The organism is Nocardia macrotermitis (assembly GCF_009604405.1).
Taxonomy (GTDB): Bacteria; Actinomycetota; Actinomycetes; order Mycobacteriales; family Mycobacteriaceae; genus Nocardia; species Nocardia macrotermitis.
This window is the reverse complement of record NZ_WEGK01000023.1, coordinates 93,038-111,481: the sequence shown is the minus strand read 5'-3', so window position 1 is coordinate 111,481 and position 18,444 is coordinate 93,038. Positions and strand designations below refer to the sequence as shown.

Sequence of the window (18,444 nt, the reverse complement as noted above, 5' to 3'; positions counted from 1 at the left end):
GCCCGTGGAGCCCGGCGGCCAACCCGCCGACCGGGCCACCCAAGATTGCCCGAAAGCCGCTGATCAGCGGCAAACAACCAATCCGAACCCGATCACGCCGGGCCGCAGGCCCGGCGCAAGATCCAGGCTAGCAGCTGTCGATACTGAGCTGATGCCGAATATCACTGCGCTGGTGGTCAATTGGCGGCCTGATGCCGTGATGGTAGCGACCGAAGCGCATATCCAACTCGCCGAGGTGATGCGATTCTGCGACGTCATCACCCTGATCCCCGAAGCGGCCTACATCCGTGGATGCTACGAACTTCTCACCTGATCGGACACTGCCCCAACGTGTTCCAGGTAGGCATCGATACCCGAAGATGCCGCCCGTGGATCGGCTCGACCTGGAGACGTTGGAACGTTTCGCCGCAGCCATGGACCAATGGCAGTCCGCTTCTCGGCCGAGCCCCGATCCGGGATCGAGCCCGAGTTCATCTCGCACCAACCGAATCGAATGACCGGAGAATCGAATGGAATCTACTGCACCACTGTGGGATCCACGTCGGATCCCTCCTGAGATGTGGGAGGAGATCGGCGTCGTGCCCGCCGCCCTGACCACGAGTATTGCCGGTCGCCCGGATGTGTCGGGCTTCAAGCGATGCGGCGGGATCGACCGGTGGCGAACCTACGCGATCAACGTATGGTCCCAGAGCCGTACGGTCGATGACTTCCGTCGCAAAGAGCGCCGAATCGAGTTCTACCCCACCAGTATTGCCGAACGCACCGCCTATCGATACCAGCCGGGCTCCGACCACAGCGGAGACCGTTGCTGTCTACTCTTTCCCACTTCGCAGGGCTCATGCACCATCGATGTCCTCAGGATCAGTCCGGAAAGCCTTGTCTCGCCCACGGACCGGGCGATCAGAGTGTCTCGGGTGTTGGTCCGTGTGTTACCGGAATGACCTGGTCAGCGGCTGCGATGGGCCGTGCCGTTGCTCATCGGCCGCCCGCTGACTCAGGCCCGCTGATAAACTGCGTGCTGGACGGGGCTTGCCGAGATGAGCCCAGCTGGTGATATCGAGGGGGCAGAGCACCGTGGCAGACCTACCGGACAAGGGACAGAAGGATGCCCAGGCCGCCTATGCGGCAGCGAAGGCCGGGCACTTCGTGATGCCGGTGGACAGCGCGAAGCGGCTTGCCGCAGCGAGCGATAAGCTCATTGCCGGTTTGGAGGACGAGATCGATGCTTCCGATCCGCTCATCCATGTGACCGGCTTCCCGGACCTACCTTCCGGTCGCGCACTAGCGCAAGGGTTCGGGGCCAAGGGGCAGGAATACATCACCACGCTGAAGGCATTGAAGCTGGTGACGATGCAGAACAAGGCGGCGTGGTTGGCAGCTGGGAAGCTTGTCGAAGCGGATGCTGCGAATGCGGCCGCGCTCAAATTCTCAGCCCAGGCGCTCGAGGGGAACGCATGAACTTGTTGCGGAGGCTTTGCGTCAGCCGCCGTCGAGCGTCAAGTGCTGCTGGCCTCGTTGCAGTGGCATTGATTACCCTGGGGTGCAGCACTTCTCAGCACGGTTCAACGACTGCGACATCGACAGCCAGTGAGACCACTGTATCGAAATCGATTGGTACTGCACCATTTCCGACTTTGACAGTGCCGAGCTTGCAGCCTCCGGCGCAGCACAATCAAGGCGGTCGCCCCGATGTCGTGTTCGACCCGTGCACATGGATCGATGATGCGACGCTGACCCGTCTCGGATATGACCCCGCGACGCGAAAGCGGCCTGCGGATATCAACGCCGAGTACACATTCTTGAGCTGTTCGGTCCGATCGCCGGACAGGGCCTACTCGCTGAATATCTTGTCGGGCAATCGAACTATGGACGAGGGCAGATCCAACGAAACGAGCCTCGGTGCCCAGATCCAGGATACGACCATCGCTGGTCGCCAGGCGATGATTGCGCGGGAGACAGATCCGGGTACATGCACTGTGCTGGTCCAGACCAAAGCGGGGTACATCAACTTCCTGCGGAGAATCTTCGCCGATCACATCAACGGCCCGACGCCTGAAAGATGTTCGGGCATGACCGATCTCGTGCAGGGAATCCTGCCGCGCGTTGGGAACAACTGAGTCACCGGGGGCGATATGGGTAGACGGACGAAGAACGAGATCGCAGACGACATCCGGCTGCAAGAGTCGGAGTTGGCTCATATCAGCGGATTCGGAGCAGCGGGAGTTGACGGGGCATACGTCGCTGATCGTGAGCAGTTCAATTCCTATACGCATCAGCAGATTTGGGATCTGGTTCACGAGAAGCTGAGCCCGGATGCGCTCGGTCAGACGGCGTCTCACTGGAGCGATCGGGCTCAGAAGCTGCACGACTTGTTCGATGAGTACTCGCGGGTAGTGAAACGCGAGTTGGCCGAATGGTCCGGGGAAGCAGCCGAGTCGGCACAGAAGGCGATCAGCACGTTGCTGTCGGCGAGTGAGGAAACGCATAGCACGGCGACGACCGTGCAGCGGTTGATGGATTTGAATTCCTCTGCCGCGCAGACTGTCAAGGCGGCGATCCCGCCTCCCGCTGCTCCTTATCAGGAAGACTCGAATCCAGCCAAGGAAGCCGCAGAAGGTGCTGCTCAGCGCACGGCGTACAACACGGCGGCGGCCGAGGCCGAGGCTGGCGTGCGAGACACGATGAACTTCGTGTACAACCCCACGATGCCCGCATCTGGGGATTCGGTACCCCGGTTCGTTGCACCTCAGCAGCAGCCCGAGGTACCTGCGAATCCGGGAACACCTGCACCTGCTGCAACCAGTAAACCTGCGCTACAAGCGGAACAATCTGGCCCCCAGAGCACTCATGATGCTGAAAACAAGAACGGCAACTCTGGGGATGGAAAGCCTAAGGATCAGACGCAAAACGTTGGGCCTCAGTCGAATTCACCCTCTGATCAAACTCATTCGGCTTCGGCCAGTTCGCCGTCGACCACAGCTGCTGCATCGAACTCCGGCCTGTCGACAAGCACCAGCCCGGCTGCGGCGACCTCGACTCCGTCAACGATGAATTCCACCGCGGCTACTGGTAATGCCCCGGGTTCCAACGCACTCGGAGTCGGCCCGATGACTCCGAGCACGCCGGATGGGGCGAAGTCACCATCAGGTGGTGGCCCAGGCATCGCGAAGCCTGGCGAGCCGACTCCGGCTACGGCACAATCGAATTCGTCGGAGCGATCGCCCCAGACGCAACCGGCGTCGCAGCGGCAAGCGTCGAGCGGAATGCCGCATGCCGGTCAGGGGCACGGGCGTCAGGAATCGGACGAGCGCTCCAAAACCAGCCCCGAGTACTTGCGGCGCAGGTATTCGGAGCTGGCCGAATTCGCCGAGGCGGGTGCGGGTGTGATCGGCATCAATCCTGACCATGATCAATCTCCGGCACCGTCCGTACCTCAGACCACTGGGACTACCCCGGCCAAGCCCGAGCCTCATATCGGTAATGGACCGATGGGCGTGCCGAAGACCGCAGTCGGCAATGCATCGACGGATGTCACGCCGCAGATTGCCGTCGGCAAGGGGCCGATGGATGCTGAGCCGAAGACCGTTGCGGGGAAAGGTCCGGTGGATGGGGAACAGCCGATAATCGTCGGCAAGGGGCCAATGGGAGACGCCCTGTGATCTGGTCGTTCACCCACGATGAGTTCACCTACGTCTGGGCGACCGAAACAGGTGGGGATCGGCGTCCGTATCCGGTCAACCTCGCACCGGCAGGCGCGGCGGCAACCGAAAGTGAACAGGCGGCACTGCGCTTACCCGAACGGTTTCCGGTCAATGCTGACCCCGAACTGACGAGTACGCTGCGGTTCATCGCTCGTCCCGACGTCACCAGAATCACGGCGTTCGGCGACAAGTTCACCGACGGCCGACGGCAGCCGGACCCGATTCTGGGGCTCGGAGTGGTCTTCGAAACATGGGGCGCGGCAGTGCTGGCAACATCCGAGAAGATCACCGTGCTCTCCTGCACGGCCGGCAGCGTCGCGAAAAATTTGCTGATCGTGATGGGGTCTGTGCCCGCGGGACGACTCGACAGAATGCAGGAACCACGAGAGCCGGTGCTGTATCCCGATCCTGGCCAATGGCAGGAGACAGCTGACAGCCGCCGTGCGAAGCGGCTGCGACAAGCACTATCGCGGCCGATCGATGCACGCGGGTACCTCACGGTCACGGTACTTCCGAACAACCCGATGTCGCCGCCGCCTGTCCATCGCACCTGGCTCGATTTCAGTGGAGATGGCCGGTATCTCCTGGCTGACGGGCACGATCTGACTCTCGCTCCCGTCGGTGACGACAAGCTGATCAGGCACCTGTGCGCGCTCGCACAGGTTCGATAAAGCCGTCCATCGAGGCCAGGTTCGGCCGAAAACGCTTCGGGTTCACAGGTTTCTGCGCGACTGATACGTTTATGTCCGATATGGGATGGTCGGTCGTAACGAGCTCGACCATAGATGATGACAGCAGGGGGTGGTGTTGTGCTCAAGGCCGATATCAATGAGCTGGAGCGGCTGGCCGGATCGTTGACGACGATCGGTGGTGCGATCGTCGGGCTCAAGGTTGCTGATGAGAAGGTGAATGGTGTCGTCGGTGCCATGCCGGGCTCGACGGTGCCGACCGAGTTCAGCCAAGTCAGCACGGAAATCGACGGAGCGTTCCTGCGGGTCGGACAGCGCATGAAGGATCTGGCCACGAAAGTCACCACGTGCGCCAAGGATCTGCACATGACCGACGTCCAGTTCGCCCAGAAGATGCGCGAACTCGACTTTCACAAATAGGGGGATCGGACAATGGCACTACGTTCAGAGCTGGACCGCTGGAATCTGCAGGCGCTCAGAGACTGGGCCGTCGCGGTGCACGACAGCAATGAGACGATGCTCGAGCAGATCGACAAGGCACGCAAGTTCTTCACCGATCAGGGTGACAACTGGATGGGCACGGCCTTCTACGCCGCCTACGACCGTGTGGGGCAGGATCACGACGAGGCGCGCAAGGTTTATTACGACATCGGTGATTTTCTGACCGCGTTCGGGACGTCGGTCGCGAACGTGTCCTCGCATCGGGATGTGTTGCGCGCCAAGGCCGCTGATGCCGTAGGCGCGAACCTGAAGGTCGCCGACAACTGGGTGTGTTCGGGCACCAACGCCACCGACGTCCACGCGCATCAGGACGCGATCAACACCGCCTACCGCGAACTCGCCCAAGCCGAAGCCGAACTCGGCCGACTGCTGACCAGCCGCGGTGAACTCATCCGCGCCGCGGGAGACCTGTTCGGATCGTCCATCGAGGTCGACGAGGCACCCAACGCCGGTGCACGGCTCGGCGGCGAGGACGGCACCCGCCTGGCCGACGCTGCCCGTAACCACGACCGCGCCGCGATCGACGCCATCGCGGCCGGCATGCCCCAATACCAGCTCACCCCACAGGATCTGCAAGACCTCGCCGCTGGCAAACAGGTCACCGACATCCCCACCGACGTGCAGGACTACTACCGCGAATTCTTCAAGAACTCCGGCAAGGACGGCCTGTTCGCGCTCTCGGACCAACTCAGCCAGGAAGAGACGACCGCCGCGAACTCCGGCATCAAAACCAACATCGCCGGGATGCAACGCGACAACCTCGCCAACGCGATCCTCATGACCTCCAACGAGAAGGTCGGCAGCACCAGCGCGGACGGAACATTCCATCCCGGCGGAATCAACCAGCTCCCCTCCTACATGCAGCACCTGGTCGGTGACCGGCTCGAAGCCAACCCACCCAAAACCGCGCTGGAGATGAAGACCCGGCTCGAAGACCAAACCAAGTTCGCGAAACTCCTCGGCGAGGCGAACCCCGGCTTCGTGCCCGGCACCGCCATGTCCGGCCAGATGGCCGCAACCTCGGCAAGCATGGCCAGCTACCTCGACGGCCACAACCCCGCCGTCACCTCCATGGTCGACGGATTCAAACACGAAGGCGCGTTCGACATCGGCGACAAATACTTCGACATCGACAAACCCGGAATCAGCGACGCCGCCAAGTCCTACCTCGACCTGGCCACCCGCAACCACCAAACCGACTACCAACTCCTGAGCAACCCCACCGAACAAGTCCACACCCCCGGCGACATCTACGCCGACCCGAAAACCTTCCGCAACGAAATCTTCAACCACGACTGGGGCGACAAAGGCAAACTCGCCTCCCAGCTCTACGACTGGGCGGGCGAACACACCCACGACCAAACCCCCGACGGCGACCTGTCCCGCAAGACCCTCGCCGCCCTGCCTGAAGTGTTCTCCCCGACCCACACTGAAGACGGCAAGTCGGGCTTGACGATGGGCACCGGCGGGCACACCACGTTCGAGAACAACGCCGAGCTGTTCAAGAAGAACCCCGAACTCGCCACCGGGTTGTCGAAAGTCCTCGCCCCGAACTTGGACATGCTCTCCTACGGCGACCAGCACAAGACCGTCACATTCCCGGTCACTGACGCCAACACTTACCCGAAACCAACTTCCACCGACGTTATTATCGGCCGTGACGAAGGTGACCGGCTCCTGTTCCTGAGCAATCAATCCGAAGACGGCCGCCACCTCCTGGACACCGCCAGAACCTTGCGGGAGAACACCTTCTACGACGAGGCGATGAAACAAGGTGGCGATATCGGGAAAAATCTTGCCCTCCTCGATGATCAGAACAATATCCAGTCACTGAACTCGCGCATGACCGCCCAGCAATACAATGCGCTCTTCTATCAAGACCAAAGCGGAGCTGACGCCGCCCACAACGCGGCGATGAAGGTGTACGAAAGTCACCAGCAGGCCGCCGAGACAGCCAAGAGCCTGGTCGATGCCGTGAACCCTGCTGACAAAGTCATCAAACCGATGACGGAACTCCTGCCCAACGGCCTCCAAGACCCGGCCAAACAATACACCAGCGGGCTGCCGGACAAATGGATGGACGCGGCCATTGAAAAATGGAACCCGAAGCCCGAAACTCCGAGCATCCAGACTCCGAGTCAAACGCAGGTGGATTCAATCCTCCACAACGAGGTATCCAATCAGCTGCTTAATTCCGCCTATAATAACGGGCAGCTGCCACCCAACCTGACGAATAGCGATCACAGTGGCCCGCTCCAGCTGAGCGATTCAACCGACAAAGCGACCCGCAACGCGATCACACAGTATATGAGCAATCATAACCTGGATTCGTACAGCAATTCATACAAATCCAACGCGGATATCAACGCACTGATCGGACTGGATGACACTCAGGGTAAATTGAAGAAATTTCTCAATGGAGGCGGAGAATTGTTGCAAACTACCGATCCCGGTTCAAAATAATGAAGCCCAGAAAAGAGTCGAGCAGGTTGCCCGCCGTCGGGCTGGTACTACTGGCTACCATGGCAGCCCTGGTCACCTCTTGCGGAGACGAACCCAAAAGCCCCGCATCACCAAAGTTGTCGACAACACCAGCAACGCCCGGCACCCCTGCTTCGTATCCACCCGAAACAACCGACTGGGACGTCGCGGGATCGCTGACAGGGAGCGCGAAGGAATCAGCGCAGTTCGCAGCGGAAACGGAAGCCAAACGTCTGCGATTCCTGGCCGCAAACGACTTCTCTACCGATCTGTTGAACAGTTACAACGAGCGTGTCATTGCCGCCCATAAAGTCACTAAATACGATTGGGCAGGTTGGCATGTCGGCATACCATCTACCGGTGGCGAATTGGTTCGTGCTACCAGCTCCACGCCCGCTGCTAATGGGCAGGAGATAACGCTCTGCGAGTTCAATACTCCCGGAGAGTTTTCCGTTGTCGACGGGCATTTGAAAACGGAGCCAGAGATGCCGAACGCTCGCGTAATTGGAGCCAGTACAGTGACTGTCGAAGAGACAACGCAGCCATCAGGCACGAACTCCAGCTATACAAAAACACCCCGAATGCTGATTGTTGCATTCGGATACATCGACAAGCGGGACGCCGTCAATCAGTGCGATAAATTTGCGCCTGAACCATTCATTCAGGCCACTCCATCGCCAACATCCCACCCGAAATAGCCTGCACTATCCGAGTTTGATCACGTGTAACGGCCAGAGCGCCTCTATGAGCACAGCCCTGCCAACCCGGAATCTCAACGCCTCAGCCTCGTGCTCAATCTCCCGCATCGGCTTGATGCCCATTGATGAGGATCTCAGCTCAGTTGAACCATCGCGATGGCTCGGCCGAAGAGCTTCTTCCCAGCCGATGTTCCCGAGATCAGTAGCGTCGCCGTATTGCGTTCGGGGTCAAGGGATTTGACCTTTGCGCTGAATTCGATCTCGGCGGGTGCGGCGGCCTCGACCGGGACCAGGCCGGCGAAGCGGACGCTGTAGGACTCGATCGCGGTCGGGTCGCCGAGCCAGGAGCTCAGGTAGTCCGCGCCCAGGCCCATGGTGAGCAGGCCGTGTGCCACCACGGTCGGCAGACCGGCCAGTTCGGCGGCGCGGTCGCTGAAGTGGATCGGATTCGGGTCCGAGGCGACACCGGCGTAGTTCACCAGATCCCCACGGGTGAGCCGCATTCGGGCGATCGGCAGCTGATCGCCGACCGACAGTTCCTCGAAGCGCGGGATCGTGTGCACCTCGGTGTCCGCGCGGGACTCCGCCAGCGACGGCAGCGGGCGGGCCTGCGTCTCGGCCATCGGGATGAGCACCTCGGGCGCGGATTCGGCGACCTCGCGGCGCTGCATCACCAGGCCCTCGACCAGCCGCGCGATATCGGGATCGACCTCCTGGCCCACGCGCGCCACGATCGTCACCGTCGCGACGACCGCGACCTCGCCGTCCGCGTCGAGCATCGCGACCCGCACGGTGACGAAGTCGTTGCCGCGCACCTGGCGGATCGACTCGATCTTCACCTCGCTGGTGACGCGGGCGCCGACCTGGATCGGGCGGTGGATCTCGAAGAGCTGATCGGTCTGCAGGACCTGGGACAGGTCGTAGTCGGTCATCACCGAATCCAGCAGCGCCTGCGTGGTGGTCATGCCGATGACGGCCGCGAAGGTCGGCGGCGCGACGATGTGCTGGTAGCCGAGTTTGGCCGCCTCGTCCTCGAAATCGTGTGCCGGATGGCTGTTCTGGACCGCGCGGGCGAATTCCCGGACCTTCTCCCGGCCGACGTCGTAGTGATCGCGGATCCGGAAGTGCTGACCGATCAGTTCCCTGGTTGCCGACGCTTCGGGTGCCAGCTGCGGCATATCCCTGTGCTCCCCTGCTTGTCTCTTACTCTGTAAAACGCAATAACGGCGCTGAAATCGCGCGGGCCGCACCCGGGCTGTGGGCGCGGCCGGACAACTCGGCCACTCTACCGATGAGTAGGTCTGATGACCAGGTGTCTGTGAGGGTTATCGCGCGACGACGCAAAAGCGTCACAGGGCACGGCCGATCGCTACGTCACAGCGTCGGCCGACGGGGCTGCGGGAACACTCACTGTGCGGCGTTCGGTAGATCACACACCTTCCAGCCGTCGGCGGTGTTCTGCAGGTCGAAGGTGCGTGCGACGCGGGTGGGGTCGGCCTCGGTGTAGGTGCTGGCCTCCGCGACCGCCTTGTCGCCGGTGATCTCGACCGAGTTCACGGCGTCGACCTTGGGAATCTTGCGCTGATCGACCGCGAGCTTGTGCACGCTCGCGTACTGGTCGGGCGATTTCGCCATGCTCTTGTAGAAATCGTTCTGCGCGCCGCAGGTGGCGGCCTGCAGGTCGGGCAGGCTGCCGGTGTCCAGGGCCTTGGCGTAGGTGGTGATGGCCGCCTTCACCTTCGCCTCCGGGGAGTCGTCGCCACCGCTGACCAGGGCGATGATCACGCCGATCACCACCACGATCAGGATGATCGCCGCACCCGCGATGAGCAGGCCGCGTCGTCGGCGGCGCTTGGGTTCCTCGGGGGCTCCGGGGATGCGTTGCGGGGTGGCCATGGGGCGTTGTTCCGCCGGGGCCGGTGTTGCGAAGGGTTGCGAGGTGCCGGGGGCTTGCTGTCCGCCGAGGGTCTGTTGGCCGCCCAGAGCTTGTTGGCCGCCAGGGGCTTGTTGGCCGCCCGCGGTCTGTTGTCCGCTGGGGGCTTGTTGGCTGCCGAGGGCCTGTTGGCCACCGAGAGCTTGCTGGCCGCCGGGGGTTTGTTGGCCGCTGAGGGCTTGCCCTCCGCTTGGGGCTGCCGGGGGGCGCTGCTGTTCGGCGATGGTGGGTGCGTCCGCCGGTGACGGGGCCTTGGTTCCGGGCGAGTTGGCCGGACGCGAAGGAGCCTGTGCCGCACCGGGTTTGCCGTCGATCCGCATCTTCTCGGTGGCCTGCTCGCCTGCGCGCTGCACCGGGAGAATGGTCGTCTTCGCGTCGGAGGTGGCCGAGACCATCGGGAGCGCAACGGTTTTCGGATCGATCGGCGGCTCGTCGTCCGGCTCGGCTGTCGACCCGGATTTCGTCGCACCGGAAGGCTTTCCGCCCGGCAGCGCCGACTTGGGGATGAACGCGGTCTTACCGTCCGCGCCCGGCCGCTCCGACTTCCCTTCCCGCACAGTGCGATCGGGGTCGTCGGACGTTCCCGGCTTCGCGGCTCCCCCCTTGCCTATCGCCTGGGTGACGGCCTCGGCCGCCCCCGCCGAATCCTTCGCTGCCCCAGCCGCAGTGGGCGCACCACCCGGCATCGACACCGCCGGTGTCGACGATCCCGGCCCGCCCGTCGGCTTCGGAGGCGGCACGCTACCGGGCCGCGGCACCGCCGCCGGTCCACCACCCGGCCGCACCGCGGGGTTCGCGGCCGATCCGGTCCCCGGCCGAGTCGCTCCCGGCCGTGCCGAGGTCCCGGACTCCCCCGGCCGCCCTGCCGGATTCGCCGGTGCCCCCGACCCCGCCGCTGCTGTGGAACCGGCCGCCGTCGCTGAACTGGCTGCTCCGGTCCCTGGCCGAGTCGCTCCCGGCCCTGACCCCGGCTGTGCCGAAGTCTCGGAGTCCCCCGGCCGTCCTGCCGGGTTCACCGGTGCCCCCGCACCAGCCGCTGCTGAACCAGCCGCCGTCGAACCAGCCTCCGCTGAACCGGCTGCTCCCGTCCCTGACCGTGCCGCTGCGCCGGTAGATGTCCCGGGCCGTGCCGCTGTCTCGGTTCCGGGTCGGACTGCCGGGCCGCCGGAGTTCACGGTTCCGGGCTGAGGTGCCGCGCCGCCCGAGTTCACGGTTCCGAGTTGGACCGCCGGGCCGCCCGAGCTGACGGTTCCGGGCTGGGGTGCCGCGCCGCCCGAGTTCACGGTTCCGGGTCGGACTGCTGAGCCGCCCGAGTTCACGGTTCCGGGCTGGGGCGCTGAGCCGCCCGAGCCTACGGTCCCGGGCTGGGGTGCCGAACTGCTGGAGCTGTCTGTCGCAGGCTGCGCTGTCGAGCCGGTGGATACTTCCTTGCCTTGCCGCGCTGTTGAGCCGGTCGATGTTTCCGTGCCGGGCCCGGCGGCTGACTCGGTGGACGTTCCGCGACCGGCTGCCGAACTCGCCGTGTCCCGCCCCGAGATCGGCTTCCCGGACACAGGCATCACCCGAGTCGGCCCGTCACCCTGGTCCGCTGCGGACGTGCTGTTCCCCGACCGGTCACCGGATTCGGCAGCTGCACCACCGCCCGCACCCGCCGACCCGACCCCGGGCCGCCCACCCGGATTCGCGCCCTGCTCGGCCCCACTACCTGCTCCCGCCGACGTCCCACCACCGGACGGAGTCGAGTCCGTCCCGCCGACCTGCCGCTTCCCGCTCGCCGAATCCCCGGCCTGTCCACTCGAATTCACCATTTTCCCCTCACCGATCCCGCCGAACCGCGATCCCGTAGCTGTCTGTACCCCCCGCTCCGCCGAATCGGCCGAAGCAGGCTGTCGTCCCGGCCCGTCACCGGCCCGCATATTCCCGGCCGCCGCACGCCCCGAACCATTGCCGAACCGCGCCGTATCCGCCGCACCCGCCTCGGTCCGCGCCGCGGATTCGCCCGAATCCCCTTGCCCCGGAAGGCCTTTGGCAGGCATACCGGACCGTGATGCCGAATCTGCCGATGCTGGTGGTCGATTCGCCGGTTCGCCGGGCTGCGCGGCCGTAGGGTCCGTGCTGCGCCGTGAGGTTGATTCGGCCGCACCACCTTGGGCCGGGCGTGATCCGGCAGATGAGTCGCTGCTGGTTCGCGCCGTCGAATCCGCTGATGCCGGTGGCTGATTCGCCGGTCCGCCGAGCCGCTGATCGTTCGATGCGTTCGCACCGAGTCGGGCCGTCGGATCGGCAGGTGTGCCCTGGCCCGGGCTGTACCGGGACGTCGATCCCGCTGACGCCGGTGGTCGCTGTGCCGGTCCGCCGAGCCTCGCGGGCCCGGATGGGTCGGAGCCGGCGCGTCCGGGCGGAGTCGCTGGTGCGTCTCCCGGCCTGGGCGGTCCGGATCGACCCGGTGGGTTGACCAGGTCGCGGGAGGCTCGGAGTGCGCCGAAGAGTCCGGGGCCGGGGCGGGCTGGATTGGTCGGGTGCGGTGTGCGCTGACTCGGCGGCGTCGGACCCTGTCCGGGGCCGCCGCTGCGAGCATCCGGAGTTCCTGGCCGAGCCGGGTCGCCCGACGTGGGTCCACCCCGGTTCGGTCCCGTTCCCGGCCGTGCCCCGGCCGGTCCGTCACCCGGTCGCCGATTGCCCGGCGGTCCGCTGACCGATCGCGGATCGCGACCACCCGGAGGCACCGCCCCACCAACGAACTTCGCCGTCTGCGCATCGCCGCTCCCCTGCCCCGCAGGCGAATTCGGCGGCATCCCACCAGGCCGCCCCGCCCCGCCCGGGCCACCCCCGAACTTCGCAGTCGGCCCATCCCCGGACCGATCACCCGCACTGCCTGACCGATCGCCCGGACCACCGGGCCGACCGCCGACGCTGCCGGACTGATCGGTTGTACCGCTGAACCGGTCGGCCGGATTGCCCGAACGATTGGCCGATCCGCCGGGCCTGTTGGCGCCACCACCCGGCTGATCAGCCCTACCACTGGGCCGATCGGCAGTACTGCCGGACTGATCGACCGTGCCACCGGGCCGGTTGTCGGCACTGCTGGGCTGATCGGCCTGACCATCGGGCCGATTGTTGGTGCTGCGGGGCTGACCGACCGGACCACCGGGCTGATTGCCGATGCTGCCAAGCCGGTCGGGTGTGCCGCCGGACCGGCTGTCTGTACCACCGGGTCGGTCGGTTGGATTGCCCGAACGATCGGCTGGGCCGCTGGGGCGTGGGGCCCCTGCTGCTGCGCTGCCGGGGCGCGACGATCCGGGACCGCCGGGGGGATTCGAGGGCGGTGTGTCGCGTGGACGGTCCGCTCTGCTCGGCCATCCGGCGAACTTCGTTGTCGACTCGTCCGCTGGTCGCTGCGAGCCGGGTACGCGCGGTGGATTCGAGCCAGGCATCTGACCGGGACGTTCCGTCCTGCTCGGCCATCCGGCGAATTTGGTCGTGGACTCGTCGCCGGACCGCTGCGACGTCGGCCCGCCGGGTGCGTTCGGCCCGCCGTCCGGAGTCGCCGCCCTACCCCCGGACTTGGCAGTCCGCTCATTGCCAGGCGCGACCGCGCGGCCGTTCCCCGGATTTCCTGCCCCTGGAACCCGCGTAGGTCCGTTGCCAGGTCCGGGCGGTGTGGGCGAGTTCGCGGCGGACCGGTTGCCCGGCGTCGATCCGGCTGGGCCGCCCCCGAATTTCGCGGTCGGTCCATCGCCGGGAGTGTTGGGGGCGGACCCGCCGACCGGTCGCGCCGCACCGGTCCCGGAGATCGGTCCGCTCGGTGCATTTGCCGCTGGACCGCTGCCGGGACGTGCCGTACTGGTTCCTGGGGTCGGTCCGCTGGGTGTGTTCATCGTCGGGCTGTTGCCGGACCGTGCTGCACTGGTTCCCGGGGTCGGTCCGCTCGGTGTGTTCATCGCCGGACTGCTGCCGGGACGTGTCGCGCCCGGTGTGGATCTGGTTGGGCCGCCTGCGAATTCGGTGGTCGGTCCGTCGCCTGGACGGGAATTGCCCGCGGGTGGTCCGGACGGGCGGGGCGAGGCGGGCCCGCCACCCTGACGTGATGTCGGGTCGTCGCCGGGGCGGCCGGGAGCTGGTGGTTTCTGCGCATTGCCCGGGCGTTGGGGAGCGGCGGGACCGCTGCCCGGCCGCTGGCCCGGATTCGCCGGAATCGGACCCGCCGATGGTGAATCTGATTGGCCTGCAACAGCTTTCGAGTTCAGAGGAGAGCCGGAAAGCTGAGGCTCCGCACTCGGTGGAGGCACCGGGCTGCCGGGTGCACGACTGCCCGGGTTCTGCCCGCCGACCGGGTTGCGTTGGTCGGCCGCATCACGCTGATCCGCTGAACCGCCGGGTGCACGGCTGCCGGGGCTTCGACCTCCGGCTGGATTGCGTTGGTCGCCGGGCACCCGATCACCACCGGCCGCGTCGCTTCGGTCAGCGGGGGCGCGGCGGATCTGGTCGCGGAGGCTGGGTGCGGTGCGGCGGGGGAGTTGGTTGGGGGCGGATCCGGGGGACCCGGACGACGGACGTCGCTCGGCGCCGGGGGAGTCCGGCTGCGGCTTCTTATCGTCGGTCGGGTCGGACACGCGCTACCCTTCGTTCGGTGGATCCGGTTCGGTCCCGGCAAGCCTAACGAGCATTTCGGACACCGGTGCAGATTGTGGCTGCCATAGGATGATGAGCCATGACGTCCTTCGGTGATCTGCTCGGACCGCAGCCGGTACTTCTGCCCGAGAATGTGGATGCGGAATCGGCACTGCTCGAGAAACAGGATCCGGTTCAGGTCGCCGCCGCGCACCCGACGGCCTCCATCGCCTGGGCCCATCTGGCCGAGGCCGCGCTCACCCGTTTCGAGGCCACCGGTTCCGACACGATCGACGCCGACGTGGTCGCCGCCTACGCCTTCGCCCGCACCGGCTACCACCGCGGCCTGGACCTGTTGCGCCGCAACGGCTGGAAGGGTTTCGGCCCGGTGCCGTGGAGCCACGAACCCAACCGCGGCTTCCTGCGCAGCGTCGGCGCTCTGGCCCGCGCCGCCCGCACCATCGGCGAGGCCGACGAGTACGCCCGCTGCCTGGACCTGCTCGAGGACTGCGACCCCCGCGCCGCCGCCGAACTCGGCCTGGACTGAGCACCGCCGCCGCTGGGAGCACATTCGCAGCGAATGTGCACTACTCTCCGAGAACCTTCTGGAACGGCGCGGACCGATAACCGCGTTCCCGGTTTCATCGACTTCGGATCGACATCGGCTCCCGGGCCGATTCCGGATCGCCGGGGCAGGTAGTGCCGCAGAAGACGACCGGCAGCCATCCGGTTTCGTCGACCTTCGACAAACGCCGAACAGCGGGCCGCGCCCCGGAGCAATACCGGCTATCGGCGCGAGGAGGGAAGAGTCGGCCCGTCGGCGGGGTTGCGGCTCGCCGGAGTGAGCGGAGGCCAAGAACATTGAACGTGGATTCATTCAGCGTCAGTGCGGTTCGGGAGAGCGGTACCGAGCGGCTGCTGAGCGGTTGGCAACGGCTGCGCAAATCCGCGTTGCCGATCCTGCAATGTGCGGTGGGCGCGGGGATCGCGTGGTTCATCGCGCATCGCCTCATCGGGCACGCGTCACCGTTCTTCGCGCCGATCGCGGCGGTCATCTCGATCGGGGTGGCGTTCGGGGCGCGGATCCGGCGGTCGGTGGAACTGGTCGCGGGGGTCAGCGTCGGCATCGGGATCGGTGATCTGTTCATCTCCTGGGTGGGGACCGGGCCGTGGCAGCTGGCGCTGGTCGTCGCGGTCGCGATGGGGTCCGCGGTGTTCCTCGATCGCGGCGCCGTCATCCCGATGCAGGCCGCCAGTTCCGCGGTGCTGGTGGCGACGCTGTATCCGCCGCACAGTGGGGGAGCCGAACTGCGCGTGGTGGATTCGCTGATCGGCGGCCTGGTCGGGGTCGCGGTGGTGGCGATCTTCCCGCTGCATCCGGTGCGACGCGCCCGGCAGCAGGCCGCCGACATCCTCGCGGTGATGGGCCGCGCCCTCACCGACTGCGCCGACGGCCTGCACGAGCAGGACCCCGAAAAGATCCGCACCGCACTGCAATCCGCGCGCGGCACGCAAGCGCAGATCGACGCGCTGCGCAGTGCGGTGGAGGGCGGCCGCGAGGTCAGCCGGATCTCCCCGCTGTACTGGAACGCCCGCCCGCGCCTGGATCTGATCCGCGCGGCGGCGGACCCGCTGGACAACGCCGTGCGCAATATCCGCGTGCTGCTGCGGCGCGCGCTGACCCTGGTCCGCGACGACGAGATCCTCGATCCCGGCATCGTCGAGGAGGTCGAGGATCTCGGCAAGGCCGTGGAGGTGGTGCGGCAGTACATGCTCGCCGACCCGGGCCAGCAGCCCGACGCCGCCGAGGCCACCCGCGTGCTGCGCCGGGTCGCCAAGCGCGCGACGGTCGATCTGGTGGACGGCGCGGGCCTGTCCGCGCACGTGGTGTTCGCCCAACTTCGTTCCATCGTGGTCGATCTGATGCAGGTGTGCGGGGTCAAGCGGCTGTCGGCCATGGCGTTGCTGCCGCCGACCGTCGAACGCCCCTATGTCGAACCACAGGACTGAATCCCGCGACCGACCCGGCGTCGCACCGGAATCCGTGCCGTTAGCTGCGCGGATGCCGCTCGGTCCGGACCAATTCGCCCGCGCGTAATCCCCTGCGCGACTGCGGGTTCACCGGCCGATCCGAGCGCGAAGATGATCGAGGTTCGGGTAGTGCACTACTCGTGAGAGGTCTTCCCACCACCGATAACTTCATTGTCGAACCGCGTGCACGAGGGGTGACGCGGTTGGAACTTCGTACGGGCGGTGCGCGTCCCGCGGCCGGAGCGACGGGGTGGGCACGTCGGTGGGTGCGACCCGGGGAGGACGTCGCGAACAACCATCCGGAGGTGCCGCCGGTCGAGGGGGTGGACTGCGCGACCGCCCGTACGAAGACGGGCCGCCCGATGAACCGGATCGGGCGGCCCACCCCATTTCACGGGGAAAAGCGTTGTCTCAGAAGGAATTCCAGAAGCGCGTCAGATAACTCCCGTATGCGGCCCAATCCGACGACACGCCCGAGAGTTCGAACAGATGGTTCACGACGGTGAAGAACACCCGGTTCAACGCGGGCACCCACAGAATCGCCAGCAACAACAGCAGCCCGTACGCCTTGAACTGCTCCATCGACCGCCGCGTCCGATAACTCAGCGACGGCTCCAGGATCCCGTACCCGTCGGTCCCCGGAATCGGCAGCAGATTCAACACGGTCGCGGTGATCTGCAGGAACGCCAGGAAACTCATGCCGAACCAGAACGCCGGATGCTCCCGCTCGGACCCGGCGAACCGCACCACCGCCAGCAGCAGCACCGCGCACCCCAGATTCACCGCCGGACCGGCCGCGCTGATCGTCCGCTGCACCCGCGGCGAGAAATTGTGCGCGTGCACGTAGACCGCGCCGCCCGGCAGCGCGAACCCGCCCAGCGCGATGAACAGCATCGGCAGCCCGATCGAGAGCATCGGATGCGCGTATTTCAGCGGATTGAGGGTCAGATATCCGCGCAGCTCCACCTCGCGATCACCCGCCCGCCAGGCCGAATACGCGTGCCCGAACTCGTGCAGCGACAGGCTCACGATCCAGCCCGCCACCACGAACACGAAGACGCCGAGTTTCGCCTGCCAGGAGGTCAGCTCGGCCTCCCACGCCACCACGCCGCCGACGACGGTGAGCAGCACGATCAGCAGGAAGACCGGGCTCGGCCGGACCGCCCCGGCCGCGCGCCGGGTGTCGAACGGGCGGCTCATCGGACCAGCAGCCAGGGCTCGTCGTGCCGGTAGAAACTCGCCCGCGGCACGGTCCGGTCGTCGGCGATGCCGTCGCGGGTCACCACCGCGCCCGGGGTGCCGAGCTGGATCGCGCGTCCGGCCACCCAGCGGCGTCGACGGAATCTGCGGACCGCCGTCGCGCGGGCGCCCGGCATCTCCAGGGTCGGTGAGATATTCAGTGCCGCAACGGATCCCGAGAACAACGGCACCTCGTCGGCGTACGCTTCGCCCTCCAGCCGGGCTCCGTCCGGTCCGGTCACGGTGGCGCGGCCGACCAACACCTTGCCGGTGTCGTCGCGGATCAGCGGCGTCTCCTGCGGTCTACCCTCGAGCGCCCGCTCGGCCGCCGCGGAACCGGAGCCGGTCTGATAGGCGCGCGAACCGTAGGTGCGGTCCACCGGCACGTAGCCGATCTCCACGTGCAGCCGTTCGGTGCGCAGCAGATGGGTCAGCACCGCGGCCAGACCGGCGTCCTCGCCCAGCACGATCAGCCGGGGCAGACTGTCCGCGGCCAGCACCGGCAGCAGTTCATCGATGCGCGCCGGATCGGGAATCGCCGCGGTCTGCGTCATCGGGAG

The 18,444-nt window shown here is 66.1% G+C and carries 15 protein-coding genes; 11 read left to right on the top strand and 4 right to left on the bottom strand.

Annotation, left to right across the window (positions count from 1 at the left end):
• The 8 genes from NRB20_RS38670 to NRB20_RS34315 all read left to right on the top strand — a co-directional run.
• Positions 1-313 (top strand): hypothetical protein (locus NRB20_RS38670; RefSeq protein WP_227834141.1); only part of this gene is annotated, 313 nt, incomplete at its 5' end.
• A gap of 761 nt (positions 314-1,074) precedes the next feature.
• A complete protein-coding gene (locus NRB20_RS34345; protein ID WP_153415577.1) occupies positions 1,075-1,458 on the top strand; it encodes a hypothetical protein in 384 nt (127 codons plus the stop codon).
• A gap of 62 nt (positions 1,459-1,520) precedes the next feature.
• Entirely contained in the window at positions 1,521-2,117 is a 597-nt protein-coding gene (locus NRB20_RS34340; protein ID WP_194290107.1) for a DUF3558 domain-containing protein, read from the top strand.
• Positions 2,118-2,132: 15 nt separating this feature from the next.
• Positions 2,133-3,659, top strand: coding sequence for a WXG100 family type VII secretion target (locus tag NRB20_RS34335; protein ID WP_153415575.1), 1,527 nt, complete (start codon positions 2,133-2,135; stop codon positions 3,657-3,659).
• Complete coding sequence (locus NRB20_RS34330) at positions 3,656-4,372, top strand: ESX secretion-associated protein EspG (RefSeq protein ID WP_153415574.1); 717 nt, start codon at positions 3,656-3,658, stop codon at positions 4,370-4,372. The genes NRB20_RS34335 and NRB20_RS34330 overlap by 4 nt, the downstream gene beginning before the upstream one ends.
• 138 nt (positions 4,373-4,510) lie before the next feature.
• Positions 4,511-4,810, top strand: coding sequence for a hypothetical protein (locus NRB20_RS34325; protein ID WP_153415573.1), 300 nt, complete (start codon positions 4,511-4,513; stop codon positions 4,808-4,810).
• A gap of 12 nt (positions 4,811-4,822) precedes the next feature.
• Positions 4,823-7,354, top strand: a complete 2,532-nt coding sequence (locus NRB20_RS34320; RefSeq protein WP_153415572.1) for a TPR repeat region-containing protein — start codon at positions 4,823-4,825, stop codon at positions 7,352-7,354.
• Between the two features lie 59 nt (positions 7,355-7,413).
• Positions 7,414-8,070, top strand: a complete 657-nt coding sequence (locus NRB20_RS34315; protein WP_153415571.1) for a hypothetical protein — start codon at positions 7,414-7,416, stop codon at positions 8,068-8,070.
• A gap of 134 nt (positions 8,071-8,204) precedes the next feature.
• On the opposite strand, the gene NRB20_RS34310 is transcribed toward NRB20_RS34315, so the two are convergent.
• Together NRB20_RS34310 and NRB20_RS34305 are read right to left on the bottom strand one after the other, a co-directional pair.
• Positions 8,205-9,248, bottom strand: coding sequence for a fused (3R)-hydroxyacyl-ACP dehydratase subunits HadA/HadB (locus NRB20_RS34310; RefSeq protein WP_153415570.1), 1,044 nt, complete (start codon positions 9,246-9,248; stop codon positions 8,205-8,207).
• A gap of 229 nt (positions 9,249-9,477) precedes the next feature.
• Positions 9,478-10,689, bottom strand: coding sequence for an Rv0361 family membrane protein (locus NRB20_RS34305; RefSeq protein WP_454786555.1), 1,212 nt, complete (start codon positions 10,687-10,689; stop codon positions 9,478-9,480).
• Positions 10,690-13,663: 2,974 nt separating this feature from the next.
• Between NRB20_RS34305 and NRB20_RS34300 the strand changes: the two genes are divergently transcribed.
• The 3 genes from NRB20_RS34300 to NRB20_RS34290 all read left to right on the top strand — a co-directional run bounded on the left by NRB20_RS34300 (position 13,664) and on the right by NRB20_RS34290 (position 16,624).
• On the top strand, positions 13,664-14,086 hold the full coding sequence (locus tag NRB20_RS34300) for a hypothetical protein (protein WP_153415568.1): 423 nt from the start codon (positions 13,664-13,666) through the stop codon (positions 14,084-14,086).
• Between the two features lie 628 nt (positions 14,087-14,714).
• Positions 14,715-15,161 carry a DUF3151 domain-containing protein gene (locus NRB20_RS34295; RefSeq protein WP_153415567.1) on the top strand — a complete coding sequence of 149 codons (447 nt, stop codon included), beginning with the start codon at positions 14,715-14,717 and terminating at the stop codon, positions 15,159-15,161.
• A gap of 320 nt (positions 15,162-15,481) precedes the next feature.
• Positions 15,482-16,624, top strand: coding sequence for an FUSC family protein (locus NRB20_RS34290; RefSeq protein ID WP_319945770.1), 1,143 nt, complete (start codon positions 15,482-15,484; stop codon positions 16,622-16,624).
• 432 nt (positions 16,625-17,056) lie between these two features.
• Here the strand turns inward: NRB20_RS34290 and NRB20_RS34285 are convergent, their stop codons facing one another.
• Both NRB20_RS34285 and NRB20_RS34280 read right to left on the bottom strand, forming a co-directional pair.
• Positions 17,057-17,845, bottom strand: coding sequence for a site-2 protease family protein (locus NRB20_RS34285; RefSeq protein ID WP_153415565.1), 789 nt, complete (start codon positions 17,843-17,845; stop codon positions 17,057-17,059).
• A complete protein-coding gene (locus NRB20_RS34280) occupies positions 17,842-18,438 on the bottom strand; it encodes a hypothetical protein (RefSeq protein ID WP_227834140.1) in 597 nt (198 codons plus the stop codon). The genes NRB20_RS34285 and NRB20_RS34280 overlap by 4 nt, the downstream gene beginning before the upstream one ends.
• Between the last annotated feature and the right edge of the window lie 6 nt (positions 18,439-18,444).